Origin of the sequence: Lentzea sp. NPDC058436 (assembly GCF_042721515.1) — a bacterium.
Taxonomy (GTDB): Bacteria; Actinomycetota; Actinomycetes; order Mycobacteriales; family Pseudonocardiaceae; genus Lentzea.
Genome location: NZ_JBHXLF010000008.1, coordinates 52,054 through 77,948 on the forward strand (window position 1 = coordinate 52,054; position 25,895 = coordinate 77,948).

Annotated in this window: 18 protein-coding genes; 9 read left to right on the plus strand and 9 right to left on the minus strand. The window is 69.5% G+C overall.

Going from position 1 to position 25,895, the window contains the following annotated elements; all coding sequences use genetic code 11:
• Positions 1-95: 95 nt before the first annotated feature.
• From ACFWN2_RS26890 to ACFWN2_RS26910, 5 genes are all read right to left on the minus strand, one after another.
• Positions 96-1,220: a M1 family metallopeptidase gene (locus ACFWN2_RS26890; protein WP_382431872.1), complete on the minus strand. Its 1,125-nt coding sequence runs from the start codon at positions 1,218-1,220 to the stop codon at positions 96-98.
• 71 nt (positions 1,221-1,291) lie between these two features.
• The gene (locus ACFWN2_RS26895; RefSeq protein ID WP_382431874.1) at positions 1,292-5,029 is read right to left on the minus strand and encodes a Pls/PosA family non-ribosomal peptide synthetase; all 3,738 of its coding nucleotides are present in this window, start codon (positions 5,027-5,029) and stop codon (positions 1,292-1,294) included.
• A gap of 100 nt (positions 5,030-5,129) precedes the next feature.
• The gene (locus tag ACFWN2_RS26900) at positions 5,130-6,773 is read right to left on the minus strand and encodes a DUF4153 domain-containing protein (RefSeq protein WP_382431876.1); all 1,644 of its coding nucleotides are present in this window, start codon (positions 6,771-6,773) and stop codon (positions 5,130-5,132) included.
• A 279-nt stretch (positions 6,774-7,052) separates the two neighbouring features.
• The gene (locus ACFWN2_RS26905) at positions 7,053-8,051 is read right to left on the minus strand and encodes an ATP-binding protein (protein WP_382431878.1); all 999 of its coding nucleotides are present in this window, start codon (positions 8,049-8,051) and stop codon (positions 7,053-7,055) included.
• Entirely contained in the window at positions 8,048-8,722 is a 675-nt protein-coding gene (locus tag ACFWN2_RS26910; protein WP_382431880.1) for a response regulator transcription factor, read from the minus strand. Before ACFWN2_RS26910 ends, ACFWN2_RS26905 begins: the two co-directional genes overlap by 4 nt.
• 85 nt (positions 8,723-8,807) lie before the next feature.
• Here ACFWN2_RS26910 and ACFWN2_RS26915 point away from each other — a divergent pair, with 85 nt between their 5' ends.
• The 4 genes from ACFWN2_RS26915 (at position 8,808) to ACFWN2_RS26930 (ending at position 14,879) form a co-directional block, all read left to right on the plus strand.
• Entirely contained in the window at positions 8,808-10,979 is a 2,172-nt protein-coding gene (locus tag ACFWN2_RS26915; protein ID WP_382431882.1) for an ATP-dependent RecD-like DNA helicase, read from the plus strand.
• A 347-nt stretch (positions 10,980-11,326) separates the two neighbouring features.
• Complete coding sequence (locus ACFWN2_RS26920) at positions 11,327-12,607, plus strand: M14 family zinc carboxypeptidase (protein ID WP_382431884.1); 1,281 nt, start codon at positions 11,327-11,329, stop codon at positions 12,605-12,607.
• Between the two features lie 14 nt (positions 12,608-12,621).
• A complete protein-coding gene (locus ACFWN2_RS26925; RefSeq protein WP_382431886.1) occupies positions 12,622-13,704 on the plus strand; it encodes a serine hydrolase domain-containing protein in 1,083 nt (360 codons plus the stop codon).
• A gap of 83 nt (positions 13,705-13,787) precedes the next feature.
• Positions 13,788-14,879: a serine hydrolase domain-containing protein gene (locus ACFWN2_RS26930; protein ID WP_382431888.1), complete on the plus strand. Its 1,092-nt coding sequence runs from the start codon at positions 13,788-13,790 to the stop codon at positions 14,877-14,879.
• A gap of 63 nt (positions 14,880-14,942) precedes the next feature.
• On the opposite strand, the gene ACFWN2_RS26935 is transcribed toward ACFWN2_RS26930, so the two are convergent.
• Entirely contained in the window at positions 14,943-16,565 is a 1,623-nt protein-coding gene (locus tag ACFWN2_RS26935; protein WP_382431890.1) for a glycosyl hydrolase family 18 protein, read from the minus strand.
• A gap of 237 nt (positions 16,566-16,802) precedes the next feature.
• Between ACFWN2_RS26935 and ACFWN2_RS26940 the strand changes: the two genes are divergently transcribed.
• Both ACFWN2_RS26940 and ACFWN2_RS26945 read left to right on the plus strand, forming a co-directional pair.
• The gene (locus ACFWN2_RS26940; RefSeq protein WP_382431892.1) at positions 16,803-17,663 is read left to right on the plus strand and encodes a helix-turn-helix domain-containing protein; all 861 of its coding nucleotides are present in this window, start codon (positions 16,803-16,805) and stop codon (positions 17,661-17,663) included.
• Between the two features lie 41 nt (positions 17,664-17,704).
• Complete coding sequence (locus ACFWN2_RS26945; RefSeq protein WP_382431894.1) at positions 17,705-18,352, plus strand: HAD family hydrolase; 648 nt, start codon at positions 17,705-17,707, stop codon at positions 18,350-18,352.
• Here ACFWN2_RS26945 and ACFWN2_RS26950 read toward each other — a convergent pair.
• Positions 18,342-20,747 (minus strand): ATP-binding protein, encoded by a 2,406-nt coding sequence (locus ACFWN2_RS26950; RefSeq protein WP_382431896.1) that lies wholly within the window; start codon positions 20,745-20,747, stop codon positions 18,342-18,344. The two genes, ACFWN2_RS26945 and ACFWN2_RS26950, sit on opposite strands and share 11 nt — an antisense overlap.
• A 204-nt stretch (positions 20,748-20,951) precedes the next feature.
• Here ACFWN2_RS26950 and ACFWN2_RS26955 point away from each other — a divergent pair, with 204 nt between their 5' ends.
• Positions 20,952-21,665, plus strand: a complete 714-nt coding sequence (locus ACFWN2_RS26955; RefSeq protein WP_382431898.1) for a response regulator — start codon at positions 20,952-20,954, stop codon at positions 21,663-21,665.
• Between the two features lie 130 nt (positions 21,666-21,795).
• Positions 21,796-22,668, plus strand: a complete 873-nt coding sequence (locus tag ACFWN2_RS26960; protein WP_382431900.1) for a DNA-3-methyladenine glycosylase family protein — start codon at positions 21,796-21,798, stop codon at positions 22,666-22,668.
• Here ACFWN2_RS26960 and ACFWN2_RS26965 read toward each other — a convergent pair.
• Complete coding sequence (locus ACFWN2_RS26965) at positions 22,574-23,521, minus strand: serine/threonine-protein kinase (RefSeq protein WP_382431902.1); 948 nt, start codon at positions 23,519-23,521, stop codon at positions 22,574-22,576. The genes ACFWN2_RS26960 and ACFWN2_RS26965 overlap by 95 nt on opposite strands.
• A gap of 16 nt (positions 23,522-23,537) precedes the next feature.
• Positions 23,538-24,920 carry a class I SAM-dependent DNA methyltransferase gene (locus ACFWN2_RS26970; RefSeq protein ID WP_382431904.1) on the minus strand — a complete coding sequence of 461 codons (1,383 nt, stop codon included), beginning with the start codon at positions 24,918-24,920 and terminating at the stop codon, positions 23,538-23,540.
• Between the two features lie 53 nt (positions 24,921-24,973).
• Between ACFWN2_RS26970 and ACFWN2_RS26975 the strand changes: the two genes are divergently transcribed.
• On the plus strand, positions 24,974-25,669 hold the full coding sequence (locus ACFWN2_RS26975; protein ID WP_382431906.1) for a PP2C family protein-serine/threonine phosphatase: 696 nt from the start codon (positions 24,974-24,976) through the stop codon (positions 25,667-25,669).
• The last annotated feature ends 226 nt before the right edge of the window (positions 25,670-25,895 follow it).

Genomic DNA, 25,895 nt, shown 5'->3' on the forward strand with positions numbered 1-25,895 from the left:
GGTCACGACGGCCGGTGTACCCAGGATCGACGTGAGAGCGGCGATGGTGAGGGCACGGAAAGCGCATGTTGGCCAGGTTGCCCGGGCCTGTTCACCTAGCGCGGCAGTTCGGGCTTGAACAGCCAGCGGGTGAGCAGGTCGCGGTGCCCGGCGAGCAGCAGGAAGTCCTCGGTCGTCACGACACCGTGCCGGTGGCGCGCACACCACTCGCGCAGCAGCGCGAAGAACGAGTCGTCGCCCATCTCGCGGCGCAGCGCGTGCACCGTCAGCGCCCCGCGCTTGTAGACCCTGTCGTCGAACCACTGCGACCGCTGCGGCCGTCCGATCACGATGTCCTGGGGCAGGCGCCGCAACAGGTCCCGGGCGCTCGCGGCACACGCGTCCGCCGACCGGCCGCCGGACGCCTCGGACCACAACCACTCCGAATAGCTGGCGAAGCCCTCGTTCAGCCAGATGTGCTCCCACGAGGCGAGTCCGACGGAGTTGCCGAACCACTGGTGCGCCAGCTCGTGCGCCACCAGCCGTTCCGAACCGCGCCGTCCGTCCACGTGGTTCGCGCCGAACGTCGACAACCCCTGCGCCTCAACGGGAACGTCGAGCGCGTCGTCGGTGACCACGACCGAGTACCTGGTGAACGGGTACGGCCCGAACAGCGACGAGAACAGCTCGACCATCGCGTTCTGCCGGCCGAAGTCGTGTGCCACCAGGCGCTTGAGCCGTGAAGGCGCCCACACGTCCGGCAGCGCCTCGACGTACTGTCCGATCTGGACGGTCGCGAGGTAGGTCGCCATCGGCGCGGCCATCGAGTACGTCCACCTGGTCGTGCTGCCGGAGACCTTGCCGTCCACCAGAACCCCGTTGCACACCACGGTGTACGGCGAGGGTGCGACGACCTCCAGGTGGTACGAAGCCTTCGACGACGGCTCGTCGAGGCACGGGAACCACGACGGGGCGCCGATGGGCTGCGAGGCCACGATCGAGCCGTCCGTCAGCTCGTCCCAGCCGAGGTCGCCCCACTCCGGCGTCGAGATCGGCCTGGGCGTGCCCGAGTACCGGACCTCGACCGTGAACGCCCCACGCACGGCCGCCCGCACGTTCAGGACGCCGCCGGCGTGCCCGTAGCGCGCGGGCCTGCCGTTCACCAGCAGCTTCGAGATCCGCAGGGACCCGAAGGACAGCGAGAACGACGACAGCGGAGAGGCGCACGAAGCCTGCAGCACCGCGCGCCCCGAAAGGCGCGCGGAGTGCGGCTTGTAGTCAAGCTCTAGCGCGTAATGGTGTACGGAGAAGCTCATGTCCACGCGGAGATCGGGTTGCCCAGCCAACGGGTTCCCGACGGTACATCCTCTCCGCGCATGACCAGCGAGGCGGGTCCGATCGTCGTGTGGTCGCCGACCGACGCGCCGGGCAGCACGATGCCGTGCGGGCCCAAAGTGGACCCGGCGCCCAGCTCCACGCGGTCCATGCGCAGGATCCGGTCGTGGAACAGGTGCGTCTGCACGACGCAGCCGCGGTTCACGGTCGCCCCGGCGCCCAGCTTCACGAGATCCGCCTCGGGCAGCCAGTACGACTCGCACCACACTCCGCGGCCGACGGACGCGCCCAGCGAGCGCAGCCACAGGTTCATGATCGGCGTGCCGCCGGAGAACCCGATCAGCCACGGCACCGCGAGCACCTCGACGAACGTGTCCGCGAGTTCGTTGCGCCACACGAACGCCGACCACAGCGGGTACTCACGGGTCTTGAAGCGGCCCACGAGCGTCCACTTGGCGACCACGGCGACCAGGCACGCGGCCACACCGGCGCCCAGCAGCACGAGGCCGGAGGCCCAGAGCCCAAACTCCTTCAGCGCGAACAGCACGAGCACGACCAGCGCGACGTTCAGCATCACCGGGACGAACCGGCACAGCTCGACGATCGCCCGCGCCCACATCAGGTGCTTCGGCGGGTCGAACGTGCGCGACTGGTCCGACACCTCGGCGGCGCGCGGCAGCTTCATCGGCGGCATGCCCAGGTACGACGACCCGGCCTTGGCGCGCTTCGGAGCGGCCGACAGCACGCCGACGAGCCCGCCCTTGGGGACGTTGCGGCCGGGCGCGGTCATGCCCGAGTTGCCCAGGAACGCCCGCTTGCCCACGCGTGCGGTGGCGATCCGCAGCCAGCCGCCGCCGAGCTCGTAGGACGCGACCATCGTGTCGTCGGCCAGGAACGCGCCGTCGCCCACCCTGGTCATCTTCGGCAGCGCGACCACCGTGGACGCCTCGACGCCACGGCCGACCTTCATGCCCAGCAGGCGCAGCCACACCGGTGTGAACAGCGACGCGTACAGCGGGAACAGGGCCGAGCGCGCGTTGTTCATCAACCGCTCGGTCGTCCACGCCGCCCACGCGACGCGGCTGTGCACCGGGTAGTGGCCCTCGCGCATGCCGATGCCCAGCAGGCGCACCGCGACCAGCACGATCAGCGCGTACGAGCCGAACCAGATCGCGGAGGCGACCGGGACGTCCCACAGCGCGGAGGACAGCGTGACGGGGCGGCGCAGCACGTACAGCAGGGCCGGAGCCGCCGCGAGCAGCGGCAGCGTGGCCAGCAGGCCGGACGAGACGCCGTACATCAGGTTCCAGAACCGCGACCGCTCCGGGCGGCGCGACGGGAACGAGCGCGCCGCCTTGCCCTCGCGGATCGCGGGGACGCCCGCCCAGCGCTGGCCGGTCGGCACCGAGCCGCGCACACCCGAACCGGGCGCGATCTCGGCCTTCTTGCCGATCCGCGCGCCGGGGAACAGGGTGCTGCGGGCACCGACGGTCGCGCCGGCGCCGATCCGGATGCGGCCGATGCGCAGCCTGTCGCCGTCGATCCACCAGCCGGACAGGTCGACCTCGGGCTCGACGGCGGCGCCGCGCCCGACCTTGAGCATGCCGGTGACCGGCGGCAACGAGTGCAGGTCGGCACCCTCGCCGATCCTGGCGCCGAGCGCCCGCGCGTAGTGCGTGACCCAGGAGCCGGACAGCTCGGTGGCGCGGGACATCTGCGCCAGCATCTCGGCGGTCCACAGTCGCAGGTGGACGGATCCACCGCGGGGGTACGTGCCCGGCTTCACGCCACGCAACAGCAGGCGTGCGCCACCGGCGGAGATCGCGAGGCGTCCGGCGGGGCTCAGGAACACCGCGAACCCGGCCGCGACCCACCACCACGACACCGACGTCCAGCCCAGCACGTTCGACAACGCCGTGAGCGCCACGACCCAGCGCGCGCCGGCGACCGTGAGCAGCGGGACCATCAGCAGCGTCTGGACGACACCGGTCCAGCGCGGCGTCGGCGCGACCTCGCGCACCTCGGCGGTCTCGCCGTACGACTCCAGCCTGCGGGCCAGCTTGTACAGCGTCGGGTTCTGGTAGACGTCCTGCACCGACGTGCTCGGGTAGCGCGTGCGGATCGTCGAGACCAGCTGCGCGGCACCGAGCGAGCTGCCGCCGGAGGCGAAGAAGTTCGCGCCCTCGGAGGCCGGTCCGGAGCCCAGCACGGCGGCCCACTGCTCCGCGAGCCAGCCTTCGAGGCCGGAGAACACGACTCCAGCGGTGTCCATCGACTCCAGCGGCCACGGCAGGGCGGCGCGGTCGACCTTGCCGGACGTGCGCGTCGGCAGCGTCTCGACCACGGCGATCAGCGGGACGAGGGCGGCGGGCAGTTCGGCGCGCAGCTGGTCGACGGCCGCGTCCTGGTCGAACTCGCCGTCCGTGACGACGTAGCCGACGAGGATCTGGTTGCCGCCGCGCGTGGTGCGCACGGCAGCGGCGGCACCGGCGATACCGGGCAGCGCGGCCAGGGCCGCGTCGACCTCGCCGAGCTCGATGCGGCGGCCGCCGAGCTTGATCTGCTCGTCCGCGCGGCCGAGGAAGAGCAGACCCTCCGGCTCGGCGCGGACCACGTCACCGCTGCGGTACGCGCGGTCCCAGCCCATCGAGGGCAGCGGCGCGTACTTCTCGGCGTCCTTGGCCTCGTCCAGGTAGCGGGCCAGGCCGACGCCACCGATGACCAGTTCGCCGGACTCGCCCATGGGCACGACCTCGCCCCGGGCGTCCACGACGACGAGCTCCCAGCCGTCGAGCGGCAGGCCGATGCGCACGGGGCCCTGACCGGTCATCTGCGCGGCGCAGGCGACGACGGTGGCCTCGGTCGGCCCGTAGGTGTTCCAGACCTCGCGGCCGGGCACGGCGAGCCGCTCGGCCAGTTCGGGCGGGCAGGCCTCGCCGCCGAAGATCAGCAACCGCACGTCGTCCAGCGCCTCGACCGGCCACAGCGCGGCCAGCGTCGGCACCGTGGAGACGACGGTGATCTCCTGCTCGACCAGCCACGGCCCCAGGTCCATGCCCGTGCGCACCAGCGAACGCGGCGCGGGCACCAGGCAGGCGCCGTAGCGCCACGCGAGCCACATCTCCTCGCAGGAGGCGTCGAACGCGACCGAGAGACCCGCGAGCACGCGGTCCTCCGGCCCGATCGGCTCCTCCTGGAGGAACAGGCCCGCCTCGGCGTCGACGAACGCGGCGGCGTTGCGGTGCGTCACGGCGACGCCCTTGGGCTTGCCGGTCGAACCGGACGTGAAGATGATCCACGCGTCGTTGTCGAGACCGGGCTCGCCGGGCACGCCGAGCGTGGTGCCGTGCCGCACAAGGGATCGGCCCTCGCCGAGCACGGCACTCACCTGTGCCTCACCGAAAACGAGCTCGGCGCGCTCGTCCGGGTCCTCGAAGTCGACGGGCACGTAGGCCGCGCCGGCCGCGAGGGTCGCCAGGATCGACACGTAGAGGTCGACCGTCCCGGACGGCACGCGAATGCCGACCCGGTCGCCGACCCCGACGCCCTCGGCGGCGAGCTTGTCCTTGAGTTCCAGTACTTCCGTGATCAGTGCGCGGTAACTCAGCGCGGTGGTGCCGTCGTCGACGGCCAGCGCGTTCGGGTGCGTCTCCGCACTCGCGCGCAGGATGTCCAGGAGGGTGCGCGGTGTGGGCGCCTCGCCTGCGGTGAACATCGATGGGAGGACAACGGGTTCTGCCGCGATCGTCACTTGAGCGTCACTTCTCACCCTTTCGACAACTGGTAGCCGAGCAACTTTACAGCCACGTCAAGGACTACCTCTCGCCCGAGTACGCGCCTTCACAGGTGACCTCAGTCACGACAACACTTTCGAGTGACTTCTTCGCGTTGTGGCGCGCGAGGTTCCACTCCCGCCAGTCCTTCTCGGGCGTGCGGTTCTTCATCCACCGCAACGCACACGAGCGTTCGTGCTCGGGCAGCCTCACGAGCGCGGGCGCCGCGTCCTCCGACAACTGCGACAGGTAGTACGTGTCGATCTTCTGCGTCGCCTCGTACCGCGACACGTTGTAGTCGGCGACCACCCGTTCGGGGTTCATCGCCACCACGGCGAGGAAGAACGCGGCTCCGGTCGCGACGATCGCCTTCGGCAACCAGTTGGCACGCAACGAGATCCCGCTCGCGATCACCATCAGGTACACCACGGCCAGCCACACCTCGCACGACGCGACGAGCAGCCGCAGCACCGTCCACCCGTACGCCTGCTGGTAGAACCACATGCGACTCAAGGCACTCGCGACGATGACAAGTGTGAGAACAGCCAGTGACCCCAGAAGAACCCGCAGCCACAACTGGTCCTTCTGCGTCTTCTTCACCGCGAACCGCGCGACACCGGCGATCACGCCGAGCGTGAGGATGGTGACCCACAGCAGCTGCCAGAACCCGGACCGCGCGTACTCGGCGAACGTCACGCCCGCCGTCTTCATGACGTAGGCCTCGCCGCCGAACAACACCGCGAGCTGCGTCCCCACGAACCCGGTGAACAGCAACACGAGCACACCGACGGGCAACCCGTAGTCCTTGAGCCGCAACGATCCCGGCTTCTGCTCCGCGTCCTCGTTGATCTCCGGCGGCGCCGCCACCAGATAACAGGCACCCAGAGCCCCCAGCGCCGCAACAACCCCGAAGAACGCCTGCTGGAACCAGTCGTCGACGTTCAGGTCGGGCACCAGCGCTTCGAGGAAGTCGTTGAACCCCTTGTCCGCCCCGGCCAGCAGCGACCCGAAGACCACCAGCAACACCAACGCCACACCGACGGAGACGAACGGCCGGATGCCGACCGGCCCGCGCTTCTTGAAGCCCTTCGCCACCCACGGGATGGACCGCAGCCCACCCAGCCCGACCCCGACAGCGCCGAACACCAGCCCCCGCACCGTCTTGCCGCCGGCCATCGCGATGGACCCGCACAACATCGAGGCCATCAGGCTGAGCGGGAACACCCACTCGGCGGCACGCAGGAACGCCATCGCGAGGAACGCCAGCGCGCCCGCCAGCCACAACGCCCGCTCGACCGTCGGCTTGCCGCTGTAGAACAGCACCGCGCCGACACCGACGACGCCGGCCAGGAACCAGCCGATGCCGTTGTTGGGCACGGCGAGGAACGCGCCCGCCAGACCTGCGGCGAGGCCTGCGATGAGGGCCTTGCCCGGCGCGCCCGTCGTGGGTGGGCGCCACCAGGGCATGAAGGGGAGGCCGGGGGCCTGCATGGCGTTGGCGGGGGCGGGGTAGCGGGGTGGGCCCTGCCAGGGGGAGGGCGGGGGGAGGGTGGCGGTGACGACCTCGGCGGGTTGGAGGGGCTGGGCGGTCGGTTGCGCGGCGGGCGGGGGTTCGGCGGCAGGCTTGGACTGGGCAACGGGCTGCTGCGCAGGCGCGGGTTCGGCGACCGGCTTGGGCTCCGCCACAGCCTCCGCGGGGTCCGGCGAGTCCCCAGAACCCGCCGGCTCCCCGCCCCCAACCGTGGGCCGGTACCCCACCTTCCGCAAATGTCGGTACCTGGGCCGCCCCGCACCCTTCCCCACAGCCTTCCGCTCCGGCTTTCCACCCGCTCCGGGCTTCTCAGGCGTCCCGGACGATCCAGTCGAGTCAGTCATGTCTCTCTCCCAAGCCCGAATCCGGGCGTGCTTCACCGCCACACCGGCAAGGCGGTGCGGACGCTAGTCAGCTAGAGGTAAAAGTCCAGGTCAGCGAGGCAAAGTCACCCGGATGCACGATCCGGGGTCCACGACGGCGATCGTGCCGCCGTGCAGGTCCACCACCCATCGGGCGATGGCGAGTCCGAGCCCGGTCCCGCCACCGCCCGCCCTCTCCCCTCGGGTGAACCTCTCGAAGATCCGGGACCGGTCGGCCGGCGCGATCCCCGGCCCCTCGTCCCGAACCTCCAGCACCACACAGGCAGCCGACGCGTACCCGGCCACGGACACCAACCCCCCGGTGGGTCCGTGCCGGGCAGCGTTGTCCACCAGGTTCACGAGCACCTGGTGCAGCCGCTCCCCATCAGCGAAAACAGTCAGATCACCGGCAACGTCGATCGAGAACGACGCGGAAGGCGCGGCCACCGCGGCCTCCGCCACCACATCGGCCACCAGGGACGAGACCGACAACGTCTCGCGCTTCAGCGACAGCACCCCGGCGTCGATCTTCGACAGGTCCAGCAGCTCGGTGACCAGCCGCCCCAGCCGTTCGGTCTGGGCGAGAGCGGTCCGCATGGTCGCGGCGTCCGGAGACGCCACCCCGTCCACCACGTTCTCCAGCACGGCCTGCAACGCCGAGATCGGTGTCCGCAGCTCGTGCGACACGTTCGCGATCAACTCGCGCCGCTGCTGGTCGGCGGCGGCCAAGTCGGCTGCCATCACCGTGAACGCCTCGGCGAGCTGCCCGACCTCGTCCGAAGACGTGGCACGCACGGACCGCGAGTAGTCCCCGGAGGCCATCGACCGGGCCGCGGAGGTCATCTCCCGCAACGGCGACGTCATGCCGTGCGCGAGCAGTTGCGAGGTCAGCAGCCCCAGCACCAGGGCGATCAGGGTCGTCCGAGGCGGCAACCACCCCGTCACGTAACGGAAGTACGCGAACGACACGCACCCGGACACCACGATCACGATGCCGAGCTTCAGCTTGATCGACCGCACCGAGTCCAGCGGACGCGGCAGCATGTCGAGCAGGTCGAGCACACGCTTCATCGAGGTACCTCCAGCGCGTACCCGACGCCGTGCACGGTCCGGATCAGGTCGGCGCCGAGCTTGCGGCGCAGCGCCTTCACGTGCGAGTCGACCGTTCGCGACGACGCACCCTCGTGCCAGCCGCACGCCTCCGCCAGCAACCGCTCCCGCGCCTGCACGGCCGACGGGCGTTCGGCCAGGAACACCAGCAGGTCGTACTCGGTCGGCGTCAGGTGCGCCTCGACGCCCGACCGCGACACCCGCCGCGACGACAGGTCGATCAGCAGGTCGCCCAGCTCCAGCGACCGCGACGACACCGCACGGGACACGCGGCGCAGCAGCACGTGCACACGTGCGGCCAGCTCGCGCATCGAGAACGGCTTCGTCAGGTAGTCGTCGGCCCCCACGGCGAGCCCGACCAGCAGATCGGTCTCGTCCCCCCGCGCGGTCAGCATCAGCACCGGCACCGACCGGGACGCCTGGATCCGCCGGCACACCTCCAGCCCGTCGAACCCCGGCAGCATCACGTCGAGAACCACCAGGTCAGGCAGGAAGGAAGCGGCGACAGCCACCCCGGACGGCCCGTCGTGGGCCACCGCCACCTCGAACCCCTCCGCCCGCAGCCGCACGGCCACGGACTCGGCGATCGTGATGTCGTCCTCCACGACGAGCACCCTGCGCTGACCTGTCATGGCGGCGACTTTATGGGTATGTCGTGGAGGACGCCGGGACAAGTTGTGAAGATCGTGTGCAGAACCCAGGAGGTAGGTTCGCACCATGAACGTCCTCGAAGCGGTCCTGGAGAGGATCACGTACGCCAACGAGGACAACGGCTACACCGTCGCCAAGGTCGACACGGGCCGCGGTGACCTGGTCACGGTCGTCGGGGCGCTGCTCGGCGCGCAGCCCGGCGAGTCGATCCGCATGCGCGGTACTTGGGGCTCGCACCCGCAGTACGGCAAGCAGTTCCACGTCGACGACTACACGACGATCCTGCCCGCGACGATCCAGGGCATCCGCCGCTACCTCGGGTCCGGCCTGATCAAGGGCATCGGACCGGTGCTCGCGGACAAGATCGTCACCCACTTCGGCGTGAACGCCCTCGACGTCATCGAGCACGAGCCGCAACGGCTCATCGAGGTCCCCAAGCTCGGCCCGAAGCGCACCAAGCTCATCGCGGACGCCTGGGAGGAGCAGAAGGCCATCAAGGAGGTCATGGTCTTCCTGCAGGGCGTCGGCGTCTCCACCAGCCTCGCCGTCCGCGTCTACAAGCAGTACGCCGACAAGTCCATCGACGTCGTCAGGGACGAGCCCTACCGGCTCGCGAGCGACGTGTGGGGCATCGGCTTCAAGACCGCCGACGTGATCGCGAAGGCCGTCGGCATCCCGCACGACAGCCCGCAGCGCGTCAAGGCGGGCCTGCAGTTCACGCTCTCCGAGGCCACCACCGACGGCAACTGCTACCTGCCGGAACAGGCCCTCATCGCGGACGCCATCAAGATCCTCCAGGTCGACACCGGCCTGGTCATCGACTGCCTCGCCGAACTGGTCGAGGAGGAGGGCGTCGTCCGCGAGGAGCTGCCGGACGACGAGATCGCGATCTACCTCGTCCCGTTCCACCGCGCGGAGATCTCGATGGCAGGGCAGCTCAAACGCCTGCTGCACGCGGACACCGACCGCATGCCGAGCTTCGCGACCGTCAACTGGGACAAGGCGCTCGCCTGGCTCGGCACCGACCTCGAAGAACACCAGGCGGCGGCGGTGAAGCTCGCGCTCACCGAGAAGGTCGCCGTGCTGACCGGAGGCCCTGGCTGCGGCAAGAGCTTCACGGTCCGCTCGATCGTCCGGCTCGCCCAGGCGAAACGCGCGAAGATCGTCCTCGCGGCACCCACCGGACGTGCCGCGAAGCGCCTCACCGAGCTCACCGGCCACGAGGCCCGCACCGTCCACCGCCTGCTGGAACTGAAGCCCGGCGGCGACGCGGCGTACGACCGCGACCACCCGCTCGACGCCGACCTCGTGGTCGTGGACGAGGCGTCGATGCTGGACCTGTTGCTGGCCAACAAGCTCGTGAAGGCCGTCCCGCCCGGCGCGCACCTGCTGCTCGTGGGAGACGTCGACCAGCTGCCGAGCGTCGGCGCGGGGGAGGTGCTGCGGGACGTGCTGGCGCAGGGCAGTCCCGTCCCGAACGTCCGGCTCACGCACATCTTCCGCCAGGCCCAGGAGTCCGGCGTCGTCACGAACGCCCACCGCATCAACAGCGGCGACTACCCGATCGTCCAGGGCATGCCCGACTTCTTCCTCTTCAGCAGCGACGAGGCGGAGGAGGCGGCCACCCTGACCGTGGACGTCGTCGCGAACCGCATCCCGCGCAAGTTCGGGCTCGACCCGCGCAGGGACATCCAGGTCCTCGCTCCGATGCACCGCGGCCCCGCCGGCGCGGGCGCGCTCAACACCGTGCTCCAGGAGGCGCTCACGCCGTCGCGCGACAACCTGCCCGAGAAGCGCTTCGGCGGCAGGGTGTTCAAGCTCGGCGACAAGGTCACCCAGATCCGCAACAACTACGACAAGGGCCGCAACGGCGTCTTCAACGGCACTCTTGGCGTCGTCATCGGCCTGGACGTGGTGGAGCAGAAGCTCACCATCCGCACCGACGAGGACGAAGAGGTCGACTACGAGTTCTCCGAGCTGGACGAGCTCAGCCACGCCTACGCCATGACGATCCACCGCTCCCAGGGCAGCGAGTACCCGTGCGTGGTCATCCCGATCACGACCAGCGCGTGGATGATGCTGCAGCGCAACCTGCTCTACACGGCCGTCACGCGCGCGAAGAAGCTCGTGGTGCTCGTCGGCAGCAAGCGGGCCATCGGCCAGGCCGTGCGCACGGTCGGGGCGGGCCGCCGCCACACGGCGTTGGCCCACCGCCTCCGAACTGCGCAGACGTTCTGACTTTCGTCAGTCCATGCTGCGCACGATGGTCGGCTCCAGGCCCTCGTCGTCGTCCGCGGGAGAGCCGCGCCAGGGGAAGGAGCTCTCAGCGACACCGTCGTTGTAGAGATGATCCATGGCATGCTCTCCCGCTTCTTCGTGAGACCTGTGGTGTGCGAACCTCGCTGTCCGTCGAGTCGGTTTCGGCTTCACTGCGCAATAACCGCTGCGGTGCTGACCCAAATGTTATTGATTTTCGTCACATCGCGCCAAGTCGACACTTTCGGCGTCTCAAGAACCGGACGGTAATCATCCGGTCGGTCGAACGGAGTGGCGGCGATCAGCCGAACGGACCATCATCGGTGATCATGCGGACCGCCGTCGCCCTGCTCGCCAGCCTGACCCTGCTGCTCAGTCCCGCCCCAGCGCCGGCGGAAGGTCCACAAGCGACATACGTGCTGCGCGTGCCCGCGCCGAAGGGCGACTCCGCGCAACGGTTGCTGGGCCTCGGTTACGACGTGCTGGAGCAGCGCGACGGCGACGACCTGTTCGTCGTCGGCGACCAGCGGACTTCCGAAGAACTCCGCGCAGACGGGTACGGGTCCACCGTCGAGACCGCGATGCCCCCGTCGGAACGGGCGCCGCGTTCGCTCGCGGACACCACCTACTACGGCGGCTACCGCACGATCACCGCGCAGCTCGCCCACCTCGACGAGGTCGCCCGGGCGCACCCCGATCTCGCGACCGTCGTCGACTACGGCGACTCGTGGCGCAAGACGCAGGGCAGCGGCGGCTACGACCTGAAAGCCATCTGCATCACCAGGAAGAGCCCAGGTGACTGCGCGCTGACGCCCACCGCGCCGAAGCCCCGCCTGTTCGTGATGGGCCAGCTCCACGCCAGGGAGATCACCACGGGCGACATGGCGTGGCGCTACGTCGACGAGCTGGTCGGCTCCCCGGACCTCACCGCGATGCTCTCGGAGCTGGAGGTCTGGGTCGTCCCGATCGCGAACCCCGACGGCGTCGAGATCGTCGAGTCCGGCGGCGACACGCCCGTCCTGCAACGCAAGAACGCCAACGGGAACTGCACGTCCGGCTCTCGCGGCGTCGACCTCAACCGCAACGCGGGCTCGCACTGGGGCGAGGTCGGTTCGTCGACGAACAAGTGCAGCGAGACCTACCGGGGCACGCGCGCCGACTCCGAGGTCGAGGTGCAGGCACTGGAGTCGTTGTGGCGCAAGCTCTACCGCGACACCCGTGCACCCGGCGACACCGCGGCCGCCTCCGCCGACACGACCGGCGCCGTGATCTCCATGCACAGCTACGGCAACTACGTGCTCTTCCCGTGGGGCTGGAGCACGCAGAAGACGGGCAACGACGCCGCGCTGCGCAAGATCGCGAACGACATGGCCGCGCTGTCCGGGTTCACCGCGGGCCAGCCAGGCGAGGTGCTCTACAACGCGTCCGGCGCCACCGACGACTGGGTGTACGACGACCTGGGCGTGCCGAGCTTCGTCTGGGAGATCGGCGCGAGTTCGGGCAAGTGCGGTGGTTTCCTGCCGCCGTTCACGTGCCAGAAGGACGTGCATTGGCCGAAAGTGCGTCCCATGCTCGTTTCGGCCATGAACGCAGCAAAACGTCCGTATTGAGGCGTTGAGGGGGCATGGGGAAACGCTTGCTCGCCACCATCGCCGCCTTCAGCCTGCTCTTCACCGGAACCGCGGTCGCCGACGACACCGGAGTAGACCGCCGGATCGTCCAGGAAGGGCTCGACGAACTCGTCGCGGTCGGGGTCGCCCAGGGCACCCAGGCCCGGATCACCGACGGCCGGACCCGCTTCACCGCGAGGTCCGGCACCGCCGAGAGGAACGACCCGCGCCCGGTCCCGTCCAACGGCCGCTTCCGCGCGGGCAGCATCACGAAGTCCTTCACCTCGACCGTGGTGCTGCAACTGGCGGGGGAGGGCAGGATCGCGCTGGACGCCCCGGTCGTCCGCTACCTGCCGGGCCTGGTCGACCAGCGCGTCACCGTCCGCCACCTGCTCCAGATGACCGGCGGGCTTTACAACTACACGGACGCGCTCGCGTTCGACCCGCAGGGCTTCGAGGAGATCAGGTTCAAGCGGTGGCAGCCGGAGGAGCTCGTCGCGATCTCCACGAGCAGGCCGCTGGACTTCGAGCCCGGCACGCAGTGGAACTACTCCAACACGAACTACGTCGTCCTCGGCCTGCTGATCGAGAAGACCACCGGCAGGCCGTACGAGAAGGCCGTCGAGCAGCGCGTCCTGAAGCCGTTGCGGCTCACCGACACCACGTTCCCCGGCCACGACCCCGAGATCCGCGGTCCGCACGCCCACTCGTACGGCATCGTGAACGGGCGCACGGTCGACACCACCCGCTTCGACCCGTCCGTCTTCTGGGCGGCAGGTGACGTCATCACGACCACCCGTGACCTCAACACGTTCTACAGCGCCCTGCTCACCGGCGGACTGCTGAAGCCCGCCCAGCAGACCGAACTGACCAAGACCACCGCGGTGAGCACGGACTACGGCCTCGGCGTGTTCGTGGAGAAGGCCCCGTGCGGCACCACGATCATCGGCCACCCCGGTGGTGTGCCGGGCTTCTCCAGCTACGCCTACTCGACGCCGGACCTCCAGCGCCGCGTGGAGCTCTCGATCTCCGTGGGCGTCGGCACCGGCGACCCGACGAACGCCTACGGCAAGCTGATCAACGAGATCTTCTGCTGAGGGTTTCTCAGCGAAACCCCTAGGGTCCGCGTACGACTGAAGGTGGATGCGCAGTCGCGTCCGACCCCGATTAGCTGTGGTGCATGGGGATTCGATTGGTAGCCACAGTCACCGCAGCGAGCCTTCTGGCCCTGACCACCGGGGGAGTCGCGTCGGCGGACACGTCGAGCGCGGACCGCAAGGTCATCCAGCAGGCACTGGACCAGATCACGCAGAGCGGGGCGGCGCTCGGCGTGCAGGCGAGAGTCGTGGACGGGCGGCAGCGCTTCACCGCGACGTCCGGCAAGGCCGACCTGAACGGCACCCGCCCGGTGCCGGACGACGGCAGGTTCCGCGTCGGCAGCATCACCAAGACGTTCGTGTCGACGGTGCTGCTCCAGCTGGCCGGTGAGGGGAAGGTCGACCTGGACGCACCGGTCGTCCGCTACCTGCCCGGCCTGGTCGACCAGCGGATCACCGTCCGCCAGGTCCTGCAGCACACGAGCGGGCTCTTCAACTACACCAACGCGTTGCCGCTCAGCCCTGAGGAGTTCGAGAAGATCCGCTACAAGCACTGGTCGCCGCAGGAACTGCTGGCGATCGCCACCGCCAAGCCGCTCGACTTCGACCCCGGCACGCAGTGGAACTACTCCAACACCAACTACGTCGTCGCCGGTCTCCTGGTCGAGAAGCTCACGGGCAAGCCGTACGAGAAGGCCGTCGAGCAGCGCATCCTCAAGCCGTTGCGGCTCAAGGACACTGAGGTGCCCGGCGACAACGTCAACATCAACGGCCCGCACTCCCGCGCCTACTGGACCGTGGCGGGCAAGCCGTCCGACATCACCCGGATCAACCCGTCGGTCGCCTGGGCCGCCGGCGAGATGATCTCCACGACCCGCGACCTCGACACGTTCATCACGGCGTTGTCGAGCGGCAGGCTGCTCAAGCCCGCGCAGCAGGCCGAGATCAGCAAGACCACGGCCGTGAGCCCGCAGTACGGCCTCGGCCTGCAGGTCGAGACCCTGCCGTGCGGCACGAAGGTGTGGGGCCACGGCGGCGGCATCCCCGGCTACTCGTCGCAGCTGCTGAGCACGCCGGACAGCAAGAAGCGCTTCGAGCTCAACGCCACCAGCGGACCCACCGAGGGCGACCCGGGAGAGGCCTTCAACAAGCTGCTCACCGAGGTCTTCTGCTGATTTTCGGGCAAAACAAAAGGGGAGCTGGGTTGACCCAGCTCCCCTCCCGGCGTTTATGAAGGACTACCCGAGGGCGTTCTTCATCGCGGTGATCAACTCTCCGTTCGCGGTGTCACCCGTGAGCTCCCAGAAGAACGCTCCACCGAGACCCTGGCTGCGGGCCCACTGGATCTTGCTGGTGATCGTCTGCGGGGTGTCGTAGCTCCACCACTGGCCGTTGCAGAACGCGTAGGCCGTGCCGGCGATGGTGCCGGTGGCGGGGCACTTCGTCTTCAGGACCTTGTAGTCCTCGATACCGGCCTCGAACGTGCCAGGAGCCTTACCGGTCGCCGTGCCACCGGGGGCGGCCTGCGTCACGCCCTGCCAGCCGCGGCCGTAGAAGCCGATGCCGAGCAGGAGCTTGCTGGCGGGAACGCCCTTCGAGCGCAGCTTCGAGATCGCGGCCTCGGAGTTGAAGCCCGCGGTCGGGATGCCGGGGTACGACGTCAGCGGGGAGTGCGGAGCCGTCGGGCCCTGCTCCGCCCAGCCACCGAAGTAGTCGTAGGTCATGACGTTGTACCAGTCGAGGTACTGCGACGCGGGACCGTAGTCGGCGGCGTCGATCTTGCCACCGTTGGAGCCGTCAGCCGTGATGGCCGCCGTGACGAGGTAGTTCTGGCCGAACTTGTTGCGCAGCGCCTGAGCCATGTTCGCGAACGCGGCCGGGCCACTGGTGTCGCAGGACAGACCACACGCGTTCGGGTACTCCCAGTCGATGTCGATGCCATCGAACAGGCCGGCCCAGCGCGGGTCCTTCAGCAGGTTGTAGCAGGAGTCGACGAACGCGGGCAGGTTGCGCGACGCCTCACCGAAGCCGCCGGACCAGGTCCAGCCGCCGAAGGAGTAGAGCACCTTGATGTGCGGGTACTTCTTCTTCAGCTTGAGCAGCTGGTTGAAGTTGCCGCGAACCGGCGCGTCCCAGGTGTCAGCAACGCCGTCGACGCTCTCCGCCGCCGTCATCGCCTTCTCGATGGCGGGGTAGGCCTCGCCGATGGTGCACTTGCCGCCCACCACGTTGCCGAACGAGTAGTTGATGTGCGTGAGCTTCGACGCCGAACCCGAGGTGTCGATGTTCTTCACCTGGTAGTTGCGCGCCGGGTAGACGCCCCACTCCGCGAAGTAGCCCAGGTTGATCTTCCCAGGAGGCGGGGGCGGGCCGGTCGTCGTCGTGGTGGTCGTGGTCGTGGTCGTGGTGGACGTCGTGGTCGACGTCGTCGTGGTGGTCGTCGGGTTCGTCCCGCCGGCCTCACACGAGCCACCGTTGAGCTTGCAGTTGGTCGGAGCGCCGAACGTGCCGCTGTACGCGCCGTTGAAGCCGAAGCTCACCGACCCGCCCACGCCGACGTTGCCGTTCCAGGTGTTCTTGACCGTGACGGTCTGGCCGCTCGTCGTGTACGAGCCGTCCCACAGCGACGTGACGCGGTGGTTGGCCGGCAGAGTGAACTCGACGGTCCACGACGTCAGGGCCGCCGAGCTGTTGTTCGTGATCGTGTACTTGCCCTCGAAGCCCGTTCCCCAGTCCGAACCCTTGGAGAACGTGGCGGAAACGCCACCGGCACCGCTCGCGGCGGGCACGACGACGATTCCGAGGACCATCGCGGCGACTGCCGCGAAGAGAGCAGCTAGATGCCATCGGAACTTGGACATCGGTCTCCTCAGTCGCAGGGGGTACCGGGAACGATGTGGTTTAGACCACTCGAAGGTCAAGGTCTAGACCTCTGCCGTCACTCGAATGGAGTAGTTCGAAAACGGTTTAGTAGGTCCCCGATGTCCGGTTCCCGTCTAGTTGGTTAACCATTGGAGGGGTTCCGAGACGACAGCCCTTCGGGTCGAGTTCTGGCCCGGTGACTGCGCAAACAGGACGGTCGGCCCTAACTTCGTTCCATGCCAAAGCGTTTCTCCACGGCGCGGGGCCGCGAGTTCGGCGACGCCGTCCGCGCGGCGATCGCCGGAACGGGTTTCACCGGGCGCGAGATCTGCGAGAAGATCGACTGGGACCCCGGCAAGTTGTCCGACCTGCTGCACGGCAAGGGCGGCTGCACGGAGGTGGATCTGGCGATACTGCTCAGCTTCTGCCGCATCGATCCAGAGGAGCGCGACCACCTGCTGCACCTCTTCCGCGAGACGGACCTGACGGTCTGGTGGCAGCACTTCGCCGACCAGCAGGCGTTCCGCATGCGCACCTTCCTCGAACACCTCTGGAAGGCCAGGGAGTTCGTGGTCTGGCAGCCGCTGGTGATCCCCGGTCTGCTCCAGCTGCCCGACTACCTGCGGGCGATCGCGGCCGAGTCCGTCGGCCTCCCCGCCGACGAGATCGAGGACCGGGTCAGCGGGCGCCTCGCCATGCAGGAGGTCTTCCGGCAGCGGCTCGACTGCACGTTCTTCCTCCACGAGCAGGTGCTGTGGACGCAGACGGGCGGTGACGAGGTCGTACGCACGCAGCTGCACCACCTGCTGGAGATGTCCGTGCGGCCGTATATCCACCTTCGGATCGTGCCGTTCGCCGCCGGCGCTCACGCGGGGATGGCGGGCAGCTTCGACCTGCTGCGGTTCGACCGGATCGAACCGGTGGTCTTCCTGGAGGCGGAGAACTCGAATCTGGTCATCGAGCGCAAGGAGTCCGTCAAGGACTACGAGGACATCCTCAAGGCACTTGATCGGAAGGCCCTGGGCGAGGAGGAATCCCGTCAGCTGATCACGAAACTCGCCGCCGGCAAGTTCGCACCATCGGGTCAAACCCCCTAGTCCGCCGAGCCTCCCGCCCCCACTGCCACAACCATGATCGAGTGACGCTTCTCGCCACCGTCTTCAACCTCGACGACACCCTCGTGGACAGCGCGGCCACCTGGAACCAGGTCATCAGCGCCGTCGCCGCCCGCCACGACCGCTCCTGGACCCGCGCCGACTGGGCCGCGATCCAGGGCAGGACCACCTGGGGCGCCTACCTCGCCGACCGGTGCGACGGCCTGACGCCGGAACGGGCGATCTCGGAGTGCGTCGACGGCATGGTCGACGCGATCGCGCGCGGCACGTTCGGGCTGCAGCCGGGGGCCGCGGAACTGGTCGCCCTCGCGGCGGAGCTGGGGCCGGTGGGACTGGTGTCGGCGGCACCGCGCCGGTACGTGCGGGCGGCCGCGTCGGCGTCCGGGATCCTGCGGCACGTGCAGGTGATCGTGAGCGGCGAGGACGTCCAGCACGGCAAGCCCGCGCCCGATCCGTACCTGGCGGCCGCGCGCAGGCTGGGGCTGGAGCCCGAGCAGTGCCTCGCGGTCGAGGACTCACGACCCGGCGTCCGTTCGGCGCGCGCGGCCGGGATGACCGTGCTCGCGATCACCAGCGAGGACACCGAGGCGGCGCAGCACGTTCCCGACCTGAAGCTGGCGGCCAAGGCCATGTGCCGGCTGTGGGTCGACGTCTACGCGCTCAACCGATAGCCCGCTCCGCGCCCCACGCGGCGACGTCCTCGCGGCTCTGCAGGCCCAGCTTCTCGCGCAGGCGCAGCAGCCGCGAGGCCACCGTGCGCACGGAGACGTTCAGGCGGTTCGCGATCTGCTTGTTCGTCAGGCCCGTCGCGAGCAGCGCGATCACCCGCCGCTCGTGGTCGTCCAGCGAGTCGAACGCGGCCTCCGTGCGGTCCAGCCACACCTCGTCCTGGATGAACGCCTCGGTCTCCGTGGCGGTCAACGGCGTACTAACAGCCTCTGCGCGCGCGACGGGGAGCATCAGCCGTGCGGCGCGCATGGCACCGGCGACCTTTTCCGCCCAGAACGGGTTCGGCACCACGCCGACAGAGCGACGCATGGCCCGTCCGGTCGCTTCCAGCCGTAGCGCGCGCTCGGCCTGACCGCGCATCAACGCGACCACGGCTAAGCCTTCCAACGCGTCGGGGGCGGTCAACGGGTTGATGCCGTCCATGCGCAGCGCCTCCTGGAACGCGTGCGCGGACTCGTCCAGGTCGCCCTGCACCAACGCGACGGCGCCGCGTGTGTTCAGAGCGGAGGCGATGCGCGCGGGAACGCCCGACGCGCGCGAGATCGGTAACGCGGACATGACGTTCGCCTCGGCGCGTTCGTGCTTGCCGAGAGACAAAGCCGTGCGCGCTGAATCGACCAACGCCTGCGCACGGGCGAGAGGCTCGCCCAACAACTCGGCGACCCTCAAACACTCCGTGTTGTTCTTGTCCGAGGCCTCCCACTCGCCGGAAGACCGCTGCACCGCCGCCAACGTGCTGCGGCAGCTCATCGCCAGTGCGGTCGAGCTCGACGGCACGAGCCGCGACGCCTCGCCGGACAGCGCCACGGCCTCGTCGTGGTCGCCCTGCTCGGCCGCGAGCCTGGCCGCGTGGTTCAGGGCCACGCACCGGTAGTCGTCCCGCGTGGACGGTCGCCGCAGCGCGTCCCGCAGCAGCACCCGCGCCTGGCCGAGCCGTCCGCGGCGGGCGGTGCAGTCCGCGAGCGAGGACGTCAGCAGCAGCAGGCGTTCGTCGGCGCGGTCGGCCGCCCACTCGACCGTGCCGAGCAGGCTGTCGACGTGGTTGTCGAGCTTGAGCTGCACGTCCGCCGGCATCGACAGCGGCGTGGTGAGCAGCGCGTCCGACAGGTCTGTGAACCAGCGGGCCAGCGCCTCGTACGCGGTGTCGAGCTCGCCGGCCGCCAGCAGCTTCTCCCTGGCGTGCAGCCGGATCGTCTCCAGCTGCCGGAACCGGGTCGTGCCGGGGATGGCCGTCAGCAACGACTTCGCCTGCAACCGGGACAGCACGTCCAGCACCGGTTCCGCGGAGCGTTCCGACGTGCAGACCTCGTTGGCGGCGGCCAGGTCGAAGCCGCCGTCGAACACGGAGAGCCGCCGCAGCGCGAACTGCTCGTCCGGCTCCAGCAGCTGGTAGCTCCAGTCGATGGCCTCCCGCAACGAGCTCTGCCGCGACGGCGACTTGCGGCAGCCCAGCGTCAGCAGTTCCAGCGGTTCGTCCATGCGGTCGCAGATGTCCGTGACCGGCAACAACTGCACCCACCGCGCCGCGAGCTCGATGGCGAGCGGCATGCCCTCCAGCCGCGCGCACAGCAACGCGACCGCGGCGGTGTTCGCGGCTGTCAGCCGGAAGTCGGGCTTGCGCTCGCGAGCCCTGTCCACGAACAGCTTCACCGCCTCGGAACGCGGTGCCGCGGTCGTGACCAGGTCCCGATCCGTTGAGGGGACGGGCAGTCCCTCGACGTGGAAGCTGACCTCGCCGGTGATCCACAGCGCCTCGCGGGACGTGGCGAGAACGCGGACGCCGGGACAGCGGTTGAGCAGCGTGTCGGTGAGTTCGGCGCACGTGTCGAGGAGGTGCTCGCAGTTGTCGAGGACCACGACCGCTTTCATGTTCACGAGCGTCTCGACCACGGTGTCGCGCAACGGTTCGTCGGACCGCACGAGCACTCCGAGCGCGTCGGCGAGGGCCGGCACGACGTCTCGGGAAGCGGTGATCTCGCCCAGCGCGACGAGCAGGACCCGGTCCGTCCGGCCGCGCCTGAGCCGGCCCGCGGCCTCCAGCGCGAGCCTCGTCTTGCCCGCACCCGCACTGCCGACGACCGTAACGAGACGATGGCGGCGCAACAGCTGGTCGATCTTCGACAGCTCCTGCTGGCGCCCGACGAACGTGTCGCGCGCGGCGGGCAGGTTCGACAGCACGCGCAGGTTCTGCCTGGTGGCGGGTGCCGCCGCGGACACGGTCACCCGGCGCCGGTACGCCCGTTGGCGGCATGCGTTGGAGCAGTAGGACCTGCGTTGCTCGGAGGTGGCGGGAGGCATCGTGCCGTCGCACAGCGCGCAACGCCCGTTGCTGGTCATGAGTCCCTTTCCTCCAGCCGTAACGGCAGGGTGTTCCTGTCTCGGTCCGGCGTTCGAGCAGGTGGTGCGTGGTGAAGCGTCCCGTGCGACCCGTTACGGCTTGATACGACCGAGACGGTTCGCAACCTCTTCGTTATGCCTGCCTTCCCGCCGCTCTCGTTCGGGAACAAACTGGAAGCTGGTCCGGTCTGACAGGGAGTCCGCATGACGTTGACGACGAGCACTTCGTGGGCGAGCGCAGGTCTGCAACTGGTGGACAAACCGCGCACGATCACCGTTGGTATCGCTGACGACCAGGTGCTGATCCGCACCGGCGTCCGCGGCGTGCTGGAACGGTCCGGTGGTGTCGTGGTGGTCGGTGAGGCCGGCGACGGCGGCGGCGCGCTCGAAATGGCGCGGCGCCAACGCCCACAGGTGCTGCTGATGGACGCGTCCATGCCCGGCATGGAAGGCCTCGCGGCGGTGCGGATGGTGCGCAGGCACGTGCCGGGCACGCAGGTGATCATGCTGTGCACGCCCCAGACCGAGGAGTTGCTGTTCCCCGCGTTGCGGGCCGGTGCGGCGGGATTCCTGTTCAAGAACGGCGAACCCGGCGCGCTGGTGAACGCCGTGCGCGCCGTCGCCGCGGGAGAGGCGATGCTCTCGCCGTCCGCGACGCGGGCGTTGATCGACCACTTCACCGGCGCCGACTCGGAACGCCGTGACGCCGCACGCAGCCGCATCAGCCTGCTCACCCGACGCGAGCAGGAAGTGCTCGTGTACCTGGCGCAGGGCATGGCGAACGCACGCATCGCACGGCTCATGTACCTCTCAGAAGGGGCCATCAAAGCCCACGTCAGCCGACTGCTGACGAAACTCCGGTGCGACAACCGCGTACAGGCCGCTCTCATCGCACGCGACGCCGCCCTTCCCTGCTGAACCTGACAACTGCTGCGGCGGCGCTGCGGTCAGCCTAGCCACGGATTTTCCGGCTGCGAAGCAGGTCACCCGGTTGGCCCCGTCCGGAATGATGTCGCTTTCCCGCCAGCGTCTCAGCAGGAATGACGGCATGCTGGCCCGCATGCGGCTGAGCGCGTTCTCGGAACGGTTGTCCTTTCAATCACCTCTGTGTCCCGACAACCTGTTCGGCCACCTCATCGCCACCGCGGTTCCCGGCGTGGAGGAGTGGCGCGACGGTGTCTACCGGCGAACCTTGCGACTTCCCCGCGGTTTCGGCATCGCCTCTTTGCGGCCGTTCCCGGATCACGTCGCGTGCACGCTGGAACTGTCCGATGCTCGCGATTCGGCTAGTGCTCTAGACCTCTGCCGGTTTCTGCTCGACCTCGACGCCGATCCATTCGTCGTTGATGCCGCGTTGTCCGCGGATCCCCTTTTGGCGCCGCTGGTTTCCGCCGCACCAGGCCGCCGTGTGCCGCGCACGGTGGACGGCGCGGAGTTCGCCATCCGGGCCGTGCTGGGCCAGCAGGTCTCGACGAAGGCCGCGCGCACGCACGCCGCACGGCTCGTGGCGGCCTATGGCACACCGGTAGGGGACATGTTCCTGTTCCCGCTGGCGTTCGACGTCGGTGAGCTGGCCATGCCGGAGTCGCGCCGCCGTACGATGGCGGCGCTGCTCGGTGCGCTGGAGTCCGGTTTGGACCTGTCTCCCGGCGCTTCCCGGGCAGTGGCGCGGGAATGGTTGTCGTCGTTGCCCGGCTTCGGCCCGTGGACCGTCGAGTCGATCCTGATGCGCTCGTTGGGCGACGACGACGCGTTCCTGCCGACCGACCTCGGCATCCGTCTGGCCGCCGAGGCGCTGGGCCTGCCGTCGACGCCGGCCGCGCTGGTCAGGCGTTCGGAGGCGTGGCGGCCGTGGCGGGCGTACGCGGTGCAGCACCTGTGGGCGACCGGTGATCACGAGGTGAACCGAATCCCGGTCTGACCTGCACGCTCGAGTACATCGCCGTCGAGCCGTCCCGCACGAAACCGGGCAGCGCCGGTGGATCCTGCGCAAACCCTTGAAGGTCCTCGAAAACGTCGAGCGCCGTCGCCGGCCGGTCCTGGGGGTCCTTGGCCAGCAACCGCTGCACCACAGGATCGAGCACGCTTTCGGTTCTCGGTGGTGCTTCCTTGACGTGCTTGTCGAACACGGCGTAGGCCGTCGGGCCGGTGAACAGCTGTTCACCTGTGAGCATCTCGTGCAGCACGCACCCCAGCGCGTACAGGTCGCTGCGCGGCTCGGCGGTCCCGCGCTGGATCTGTTCGGGCGCCATGTAGCTGGGCGTGCCGAGGATCTGGCCCGCCCTGCTGAACGGCGCGACGTCGCTCTCCCGCAGCAGTGCGAGGCCGAAGTCCAGCACCTTCACCGCGCCGTCCGGGCACAGCATCAGGTTGGTGGGCTTGAGATCGCGGTGGCAGATGCCCTCCTCGTGCGCGGCGGCCAGCACCGCGGCGGCCTGCGCGGCGATGTTCGCGGCCCAGGCCTCGGGCAACGGGCCGAACTCGCCGACCAGATCGGCCACCGTGACGCCGTCGACGAACTGCATGACCTGGAACAGGCGCTGCTCGAACGTCCCGAAGTCGTACAGGACGGGCACTCCGGGGTGCTCCAGCTTCGCGACGATCCGAGCCTCGCGCGCGAACCGTTGCGCCACCTCGTCATCACTGCCGGGCAGGCGCAGGAGCTTGACCGCGACACGTCGATCCAGGCGCAGGTCCCGGCCCTTGTGCACGGCACCCATGCCACCCCGCCCCAGCGGCAGGTCGTCGATCTCGTAGCGGTCGGCGATCAGCACGCCGGAAGCCTAACTCTCACGCCGGCCCGATCCGTCCGCCGAGCAGACCCGCGTACCCGAGCCCGACCAGCGCCGCGGCCTCCGCCAGTCCGTCCTCCAGTGACTTGAGCTGCTTGAACGTCTGCCCGTAGCGGCGTTGCTCGTCGATCGGCAGCGACGGGACCTGCGTTCGTCTGACGTCCAGCCGCGTCGATCCGGTCGGCGTGCGGGCGAACGCGGCCCTGAGCACGCCTTCGAGGAAGTCGGGGTCGACCTTGCGCGGGTTGATCTCGTACGTCGCGCCGGTGGGGGAGGTGACGACGTGCTTGCCGGGGGCGGCCTTGACCAGCTCGCCGATCGTCGTCATCGGGGGAGCGGCCTGTTCGCGCAGCTCGGGCAGAGTGGTGAGGGCGAACGTCGGCTGGGCCGCGAGGTAGGCGGACGCGTCGGTGCCGCTGCGCCGCGACGGGCTGAGGTCGACGTCGTCGTCCAGCAGGTCGATGACCCGCGTGTTGGGGTCGAGCGGCCCTGGCGCCCCGAGCAGCGCGATGTGCTCGGGCGCGCGGCCGATCGGGTTGCGCAGCAACCACAGGTCTCGTCCCGGCTGGACCGTCATGACGGCTCTGACCGCGCCGGCGCGCAGGAGGTTCCCCCTGATTCGCTTGCCGGGCCTTCGCGTCGCCGCCGCGGACGGCATCAGGACGGCGACCAGCCCGCCCGGCTTGGCCAGCGACAGGCAGTGCTGCAACCAGGCCAGCTCGGGTTCGCCGCGCGGAGGCAGTCCGTAGGTCCAGCGGGCGTCGCCGAGCAGTTCCTCGTGCCCCCACGCCCGGTCGTGCCACGGCGGGTCGCAGATGACCGCGTCGGCCTTCTCCTGGACCCCGTTGTGCCGCAACGAGTCGCCGGTGAAGATCTGCGCCTGCGGCATGCGGCGCCTGGCGATGACGGCGGACACCGGGTCGAGCTCCTGCCCGATCTTGTTCCGCGCCCTGGAGGCCTTGAGGAGGCCGCCCGTGCCGCACGCCGGGTCGATCACCGTGTCGCCGTCGGTCGTGGCGAGCACGACCTCGACGACCTCGGGCGGCGTGGGGTTCAGCAGCCGCGAGTGGGCTTCGAGGTAGCGCTCGTGGAGGAACTCGAACGTCTCCGCGTCCGTCTCGGTCGAGGCGAGCGCCTCACCGAGCTTCAGGTCGTCGTGGGTCCTGAGCTGGGTCCACAACCTCTCGGCCGGCGACACCCGGAACGACTTCCCGTTGCGCTTCAACCATGACTCGACGTCGCGCAGCAGGTACAACGGACTGGAGGCCGTCCCGCCGACCGGCGCGGGGAAGTCCTCGAACCGCCGCCGCCAGTTCGACACGGCCGCCCGCCCCACCTCAGCGAGGCGCGCGATGTCTCCGGCGCTGACCGTCTCATCCATGGTTCACAACCGTATTGCTTGTGAACTCACTTCACAACTGCTCTACTGGAGACATGACACACGAGCTGCGCATCGCCGTGGCGACCGATCCGGGGCTCGTCCGCGAGCAGAACGAGGACTCGGTCTACGTCCGCCAGGACCTGCAGGCCGTGGCGGACGGCATGGGCGGCCACGAGCACGGTGAAGTGGCCAGCGCACTCGCGGTCAACGTCCTCGCCGACTGGCAGGGCGACCTCGGCCCGGCGGTAGCGGAGATCGCCCGCAGACTCGACGCCGAAGCCCCGCAGGGCGCCGGCACCACCCTGACCGCCATCCGCTGGGAGGGCCTCGCCTTCCAGCTCGCCCACATCGGCGACTCCCGCGCGTACCTGTTGCGCGAAGGCGAACTGCGCCAGATCTCCCACGACCACACCATGGTCCAGGCCCTGGTCGACGCGGGCCGCATGACGCCGGAGGAGGCCCTGGTCCACCCGCGCCGCGCCTACGTCCTGCGCGCCCTGCAGTCCGGCAACTCGCACGACCCGGACCTCACCTGGCACCAGGCGAAGGTCGAGGACCGCTACCTGCTCTGCAGCGACGGCCTCACCGACTACACCGACCTCGACGAGGTGCACGAGATCCTGCTGTCCACAGAGGACGGCACGGAGGCGGTCTGGCAGCTCGTCGCGCTGGCTAACGGCAACGGCGGGCCGGACAACATCACGTGCGTGATCGTGGACGTGGTCCGCAAGAAGTGGTGGCAGCGCTAGAGGTCTGCGCCGGGCCCGGCCGGAACGGGTTCCCGGGCGGCCGCCGAGTTCGGTGCCCGCGGCGGTGCCGCGGCCCCAGCACCGCCGGATGTCTAGCCGCCTGCCGCCTTTGCCCCCGCTGCCGCCCCCGTCCGCCTCCTGTCGCCGCTCGCCTTCCGCCGCCCGCTGCCTTCCGCCGCCCGCTGCCTCCCACCGCCCGCTGCCTTCCGCCTCAGCTCGCCGCCAC

Excerpts from the sequence above, each read along its gene's own strand:
- ACFWN2_RS26895 (WP_382431874.1), bottom strand. The coding sequence starts at position 5,029 with ATGTTCACCGCAGGCGAGGCGCCCACACCGCGCACCCTCCTGGACATC.
- ACFWN2_RS26905 (WP_382431878.1), bottom strand. The coding sequence starts at position 8,051 with ATGAAGCGTGTGCTCGACCTGCTCGACATGCTGCCGCGTCCGCTGGAC.
- ACFWN2_RS26910 (WP_382431880.1), bottom strand. The coding sequence starts at position 8,722 with ATGACAGGTCAGCGCAGGGTGCTCGTCGTGGAGGACGACATCACGATC.
- ACFWN2_RS26915 (WP_382431882.1), top strand. The coding sequence starts at position 8,808 with ATGAACGTCCTCGAAGCGGTCCTGGAGAGGATCACGTACGCCAACGAG.
- ACFWN2_RS26920 (WP_382431884.1), top strand. The coding sequence starts at position 11,327 with ATGCGGACCGCCGTCGCCCTGCTCGCCAGCCTGACCCTGCTGCTCAGT.
- ACFWN2_RS26925 (WP_382431886.1), top strand. The coding sequence starts at position 12,622 with ATGGGGAAACGCTTGCTCGCCACCATCGCCGCCTTCAGCCTGCTCTTC.
- ACFWN2_RS26930 (WP_382431888.1), top strand. The coding sequence starts at position 13,788 with ATGGGGATTCGATTGGTAGCCACAGTCACCGCAGCGAGCCTTCTGGCC.
- ACFWN2_RS26935 (WP_382431890.1), bottom strand. The coding sequence starts at position 16,565 with ATGTCCAAGTTCCGATGGCATCTAGCTGCTCTCTTCGCGGCAGTCGCC.
- ACFWN2_RS26940 (WP_382431892.1), top strand. The coding sequence starts at position 16,803 with ATGCCAAAGCGTTTCTCCACGGCGCGGGGCCGCGAGTTCGGCGACGCC.
- ACFWN2_RS26950 (WP_382431896.1), bottom strand. The coding sequence starts at position 20,747 with ATGACCAGCAACGGGCGTTGCGCGCTGTGCGACGGCACGATGCCTCCC.
- ACFWN2_RS26955 (WP_382431898.1), top strand. The coding sequence starts at position 20,952 with ATGACGTTGACGACGAGCACTTCGTGGGCGAGCGCAGGTCTGCAACTG.
- ACFWN2_RS26960 (WP_382431900.1), top strand. The coding sequence starts at position 21,796 with ATGCTGGCCCGCATGCGGCTGAGCGCGTTCTCGGAACGGTTGTCCTTT.
- ACFWN2_RS26970 (WP_382431904.1), bottom strand. The coding sequence starts at position 24,920 with ATGGATGAGACGGTCAGCGCCGGAGACATCGCGCGCCTCGCTGAGGTG.
- ACFWN2_RS26975 (WP_382431906.1), top strand. The coding sequence starts at position 24,974 with ATGACACACGAGCTGCGCATCGCCGTGGCGACCGATCCGGGGCTCGTC.